Below are 5,583 nucleotides of genomic sequence, written 5' to 3'. Positions count from 1 at the left end.
CCGCGCAGGGCGAGACCATCACGCGCACGATCCAGACCGGCTTCGACCGCCACACCGGCGAGGCGGTCTACGAGGACGAGGCGATGGACCTGGCGCCGCTGCCGTACATCGTGATCGTGGTCGACGAGATGGCCGACCTGATGATGGTGGCCGGCAAGGACATCGAGGGGGCGATCCAGCGCCTGGCGCAGATGGCGCGGGCGGCGGGCATCCACCTGATCATGGCGACGCAGCGGCCTTCGGTGGACGTGATCACCGGCACGATCAAGGCGAACTTCCCGACCCGGATCAGCTTCCAGGTGACGAGCAAGATCGACTCGCGCACGATCCTGGGTGAGATGGGCGCGGAGCAGCTTCTGGGCCAGGGCGACATGCTGTTCATGGCCGGCGGCGGGCGCACGACCCGGGTGCACGGGCCGTTCTGCTCGGACAGCGAGGTCGAGACCGTCGTGGCGCATCTCAAGCGCCAGGGCCGTCCCAGCTACCTCGACGCCGTCACGGCCGACGATTCGCCCGAGGAGCCCGCCAAGGAGGGCGGCCGGTCCGGCCGGGGCAAGGCCGCCGCGGCCGACAAGGCCGAGCGCGGCGACGAGCCCGAGGAGGAGGCCCCCGTCTTCGACATCGGCGCCTTCGCGGCGGCGACCGGCGGCGAGTCGGACGACCTCTACAAGCAGGCGATCGAGGTGGTGCTGCGCGACCAGAAGGCGTCGACGAGCTACATCCAGCGCCGTCTGCAGATCGGCTACAACCGCGCCGCCTCGATCATGGAGCGGATGGAGATCGAGGGGATCGTCGGCCCGGCCAACCATGCCGGCAAGCGCGAGATCTTGGTCGCCGGCGCAGCCCACATGTCGAGCGGCGTGTACGACGACGAGTGAGACGCCGCGCCCCGGGCCGCTCCCCCATGGGAGCGGCCCGGACGTCGCATCTTCGCCACAGGGCGGGGTTCTAACGGGCCGCTGCGAAACCCGTCCCGTCCGTGAGAGCGGAGCGAAGCAGCCCAGGGCAGCGCGCCGTCCGGCACCGTGGAGCTCCTGGGTTGCCGCGCGCCGCTCGCGCAGACGACGGGGGGCGCGACGTCTTCACCCGCTCGCTGACGTCGCGTTCCGCTTTCCCTTTGCCGCCGGAGCCCACGCCGTGGTTCCCCAGGAGACTCTGCCGATGATCGGCCGCCGCATCCGCACAGCCGGCTCCCTGATCGCCGCCGGGCTGTGGCTCGCGACCGCCAACCCGGCCGAGGCGCAGGTGGGCGCCTTCATCGACAGCCTGTTCGGCCACAAGGAGGAGCCCGCGCCGCAGCCCGAGGCTGCCCCGCCGGCCCCCGCGCCGACCAAGAAGCCCGCGCCCAAGGCCAAGGAGGCGAGCAAGGATTCCGGCAAGGACCCGGCGGGCAAGGACACGAAGGCGGCCAGTGCCAAGTCCGGCAAGGCCGAGCACAAGGCCGCCGAGCCCAAGGTCGCGGCGGTGGGCGCGCCGACCGCGATCGCCCCCGGCGAGCCCGCGGATGCCGCGACGCTGCTCGCCCAGGCCCACGCCTACTTCAACGGGATAAACACCCTGACGGGCAACTTCATGCAGATCGGCGCCGATGGGCGCCGGATCGGCGGCAAGCTGACGCTGGCCAAGCCCGGCCGCCTGCGCTTCGACTACGACCAGCCCTCGCCGCTCGAGGTGATCGCCGACGGCACCTCGGTGGCGGTGCGCGACCGCAAGCTCAACACGCAGGACCTCTACTTCATCGCCCAGACGCCACTGAAATTCCTGCTGCGCGAGAAGATCGACCTCGCCCGCGACCTCACCGTCACCGACGTGGCCAACGATCCGGGCGGCGTCCGCATCAGCCTGGAGGACCGCGCCACCCTCGGCGGCACCTCGAAGATCCAGCTGTTCTTCGATGCCGACGTGAAGACCCTCTCGCAGTGGCGGATCACCGATCCGCAGGGCTACATCACGACGGTGACGCTCTCGAACCTCCAGAAGGGCAAGAGCGTCGACGGCAACCTGTTCTTCATCAATTACGGGCGTGCCGAGGACAAGGCCGTGCAGCAGCAGATCCAGCAAGCGCAGCCCTAGGGGGCGCCCTCAGGCCGCCTTCGCGCCGAGGCCGTCGAGGCCGATGGGGCGCCAGCGGTCGAGCTCCCGGTCGATCGCCCCCTCGGTGCCGCGCAGGAACTCCGCGGCCGTCAGGCCCGGCGCGACGGCCGTGAGGTAGCTCACCACCACGGTCCCGGCCCGGGTCGCCATGCCCCCCGGCCAGAACAGCCCGGAATTGAGCGCCACCGGCACCACCGGCAGGCCGAGCCGTCCGTAGAGCAGCTCGACGCCGCGCTTGAAGCGCAGCGGCGCGTCGATGCCGCCGCGGGTGCCTTCCGGAAAGATCAGCACCGACCGGCCCGCCGCGACAGCGGCGCGGCCCTCGTCGATCATGGTGCGCAAGGCCTGCGTACCGTTGCCGCGGTCGATGACGATCATCGGCGAGCGTCGCAGGAACCAGCCGACCACCGGGATCGCCAGCAACTCCCGCTTGGCGACGATCGCCACGTCCGGCACCAGCACCAGGAAGGCGAGGGTCTCCCAGGTCGACTGGTGGTTGGCGACGATCAGGCAGGGCTTGGCCGGCAGGTGCTGGCGGCCCTCCTCCACGTAGCGCAGGCCGACGATGTGCCGGAGCCCGGCCAGGATGCCGCGCGCCCAGAGGCGCGTCGCCCGTCGGATCGGCCGCTCGGGGGACCCCGACAGGAGGAAGACCGCGAGCGGCGCGAGAAACAGGGTGGTCCACGCGGCCCAGTAGGCGGCGAACAGGAGCGAGCGGGCATGTGCCATGGCGGCGCCTCGACGAGGGGCCCGGGACAGGGCAGGGCACGGGCATAACGCCTGCCGGGCACCGACGCACGGCATTTCGCGCCGCCGGCGTCGAGCGGACTGTCGCGGCCCGCGAAATCGGCTATCGGAGCGCACCTCCGACCGAACCCCGGCGCCGCCCGTGCAGCTCACCGTCACCACCTGGAACATCAACTCGGTGCGCCTGCGCATCGACCTCGTGCTGCGCTTCCTGGCCGAGCACAAGCCGGACGTGCTCTGCCTCCAAGAGACCAAGTGCCCGGACGACGCCTTCCCGCTGAAGGCCCTGCGCGGCTCGGGCTACGAGCACGTGATGTTCGCCGGCCAGAAGGGCTACAACGGCGTCGCGATCCTCTCCCGCTTCCCCCTGCACACCCGCGCCGTGATGGGGTTCTGCGAGCGCCAGGACGCCCGCCACATCTCGGCGGTGCTGGGGCCGGAAGCGGGGGCCGCCGCCGGCATCGTGCTGCACGATTTCTACGTCCCGGCCGGCGGCGACGTGCCGGACCGCGACCTCAACCCGAAATTCGCCCACAAGCTCGACTTCCTGTCCGAACTGCGCGCCTGGGGCGGCAAGCGCGTCTCCGGGCCGGCGATCCTCGTGGGCGACCTCAACGTCGCGCCCCTGGAGCACGACGTCTGGTCGCACAAGCAGCTCCTCGACGTGGTCAGCCACACGCCCGTGGAGACCGAGGCGCTGGAGGTCCTGCGCGGGGAGGCGGGCTGGATCGACGCGGCGCGCCACCTCACCCCGGAGCCCGAGAAGATCTACACGTGGTGGAGCTACCGCTCCCCCGACTGGTCGGCGGCCAACAAGGGGCGGCGCCTGGACCACGCCTGGGTGTCCCCGGACCTCGCCGGGACGGTCCGCAAGGTGGAGGTGCTGCGCGAGGCCCGCGCCTGGGAGCGTCCCTCCGACCACGCGCCGGTCACCCTGACCCTCGAACTCTGATCCGGCGCCCGCACGGAACCGGGGTGCGGTCCGAGCATTGCCCGCTCACGAACCCGTGACGTGAGCGAGCCCCGATGCGCAAGATCCTGATCGCCTTCCTCCTCCCCAAGGTCGTCTCCTTCCTGCGCCGCCGCTACGGCGGCCCGCATTCCGGGCGCACCCGCGCCTTCTGAGACGGTTCGGTACCCTCGCCCGGCCTGTGACGGCCGGGCGCAGGCGGCGGCCCTGAAGGCAGCCCTAGATCCCGTGGATCGCCCACGACCCGGAGCCTCCCCGATGACCGACGATCCGCGCGAGGCCGGGCCGCAGCCGCCCTTTCCCGGCGACCAGCAGCAGCCCCGGCCGGGCCTGACCTCCAAGATGACGCCGCGGCCCGACCATGGCGAGGACAGCTATGTCGGCAAGGGGCTCCTCACGGGCCACGCGGCGCTGATCACCGGCGGCGATTCCGGCATCGGTCGGGCGGTGGCCATCGCGTATGCCCGTGAAGGCGCCGACGTGGCGATCTCCTATCTCGACGTCGAGCAGGAGGATGCCGAGGACACGAAGGCCTGGGTCGAGAAGGCCGGCCGGCGCTGCCTGCTCCTTCCCGGCGACATCCGCGACGAGGACCATTGTCGCGACCTCGTGGCGAGGACCGTGGCGGCGTTCGGGCGCCTCGACGTCCTCGTGAACAACGCCGCCGCCCAGGTGGTGAACGACAGCCTCGACGACGTGAAGGCTCCCGACATCGAGGGCTCGTTCCGCGCCAACGTCTTCGCCATGTACCACCTCGCCCAGGCGGCGGTGCCGCACATGAAGCCCGGGGGGGCGATCGTGAACAGCACGAGCGTTCAGGCCAAGGTCGCCGATCCCAGCATGCTGATCTACGCCGCCACCAAGGGCGCGATCGCGAGCCTGACCATCGGCTTGTCGAACCTGCTGGCGCCGAAGGGGATCCGGGTGAACTGCGTCGCCCCGGGCCCGGTCTGGACGCCGATCCAGCCGATCGTGAAGAGTCCGGAGCAGATCGAGCAGCTCGGCGCGCAAACCCCGCTCGGCCGCGCCGGCCAGCCCGCGGAACTCGCTCCGGCCTACGTGCTGCTCGCCTCCCGCGAGGGCAGCTACATGTCCGGGGCGCTGGTGCCGGTCACCGGCGGCATCCCGATGCTCTGAGCGCCGGGTCCGCGCGGAGGCTCGAGCCCATCTCCGCATCCCGAGAGGGGGAAGCCGCCTCGGTCGTGTCGGCGCGCCTGTCGGCCGCCGCGGACCGGCCGGCGGCCGACAGGCGCGACGGCGCCCGCGCGATGCATGGGACATCGACGGCGGATCGGTTTTCAACGGCGGGAGGGACCTGTAGGTGTCCCGGGCTTGGCCTGCGGCGGTCGCACCGCTGCGGACCCGAACGCCGCGTCGCGCCATCCGGGTGCGGCCGCCCCCGACGGAGACGACGATGAGCGATGCCCAGACCCGGACCGCACTGGTGACGGGGGCTGCCCGCGGCATCGGGCTCGCCACCGCGACCCGCTTCCTCGCGGACGGCTGGAACGTCGCCCTGCTCGATATCGACGGTCCGGGCGTGGCCGCGGCGACGGAGCGGCTCGGCCGTCCGGAGGCCGCGCTGGCGGTGACGGCCGACGTCTCCGAGCCCGAGGCGGTCGCGGCGGCGATCCGGCAGGTCGGCGACCGGTTCGGGCGGCTCGACGCCCTGGTCAAACATGCCGGCATCGCGATCTTCAAGCCGCTGATGGAGACCACCTTTGCGGACTGGTCGCGGNTGCTCGCGGTCAACCTGTCCGGTCCGTTCCTGT

General features: G+C 71.8%; 6 protein-coding genes. 5 read left to right on the top strand and 1 reads right to left on the bottom strand.

Features of this window, described 5'->3' with window-relative positions:
• Window positions 1-878, top strand: an 878-nt coding sequence (locus I53_RS21540) for a DNA translocase FtsK (protein WP_043354525.1), incomplete at its 5' end; no start/stop codon positions are given.
• A 283-nt stretch (window positions 879-1,161) separates the two neighbouring features.
• Entirely contained in the window at window positions 1,162-2,073 is a 912-nt protein-coding gene (locus tag I53_RS21535; protein ID WP_043354523.1) for an outer-membrane lipoprotein carrier protein LolA, read from the top strand.
• Window positions 2,074-2,082: 9 nt separating this feature from the next.
• Here the strand turns inward: I53_RS21535 and I53_RS21530 are convergent, their stop codons facing one another.
• The gene (locus I53_RS21530; RefSeq protein WP_043354521.1) at window positions 2,083-2,823 is read right to left on the bottom strand and encodes a 1-acyl-sn-glycerol-3-phosphate acyltransferase; all 741 of its coding nucleotides are present in this window, start codon (window positions 2,821-2,823) and stop codon (window positions 2,083-2,085) included.
• 160 nt (window positions 2,824-2,983) lie between these two features.
• Between I53_RS21530 and xth the strand changes: the two genes are divergently transcribed.
• The 3 genes from xth to I53_RS21515 form a co-directional block, all read left to right on the top strand.
• A complete protein-coding gene (gene xth, locus I53_RS21525; RefSeq protein WP_043354519.1) occupies window positions 2,984-3,793 on the top strand; it encodes an exodeoxyribonuclease III in 810 nt (269 codons plus the stop codon).
• 276 nt (window positions 3,794-4,069) lie between these two features.
• Complete coding sequence (locus I53_RS21520) at window positions 4,070-4,948, top strand: SDR family oxidoreductase (protein WP_043354517.1); 879 nt, start codon at window positions 4,070-4,072, stop codon at window positions 4,946-4,948.
• A gap of 277 nt (window positions 4,949-5,225) precedes the next feature.
• The coding region (locus tag I53_RS21515) for an SDR family NAD(P)-dependent oxidoreductase (RefSeq protein WP_043354515.1) at window positions 5,226-5,583 on the top strand (358 nt) is incomplete at its 3' end.

This window comes from Methylobacterium sp. B1 (assembly GCF_000333255.1).
Taxonomy (GTDB): domain Bacteria; phylum Pseudomonadota; class Alphaproteobacteria; order Rhizobiales; family Beijerinckiaceae; genus Methylobacterium; species Methylobacterium fujisawaense.
This window is presented reverse-complemented; position numbering and strand designations above follow the sequence as displayed.

Excerpts from the sequence above, each read along its gene's own strand:
- I53_RS21520 (WP_043354517.1), top strand. The coding sequence starts at position 4,070 with ATGACCGACGATCCGCGCGAGGCCGGGCCGCAGCCGCCCTTTCCCGGC.
- I53_RS21530 (WP_043354521.1), bottom strand. The coding sequence starts at position 2,823 with ATGGCACATGCCCGCTCGCTCCTGTTCGCCGCCTACTGGGCCGCGTGG.
- I53_RS21535 (WP_043354523.1), top strand. The coding sequence starts at position 1,162 with ATGATCGGCCGCCGCATCCGCACAGCCGGCTCCCTGATCGCCGCCGGG.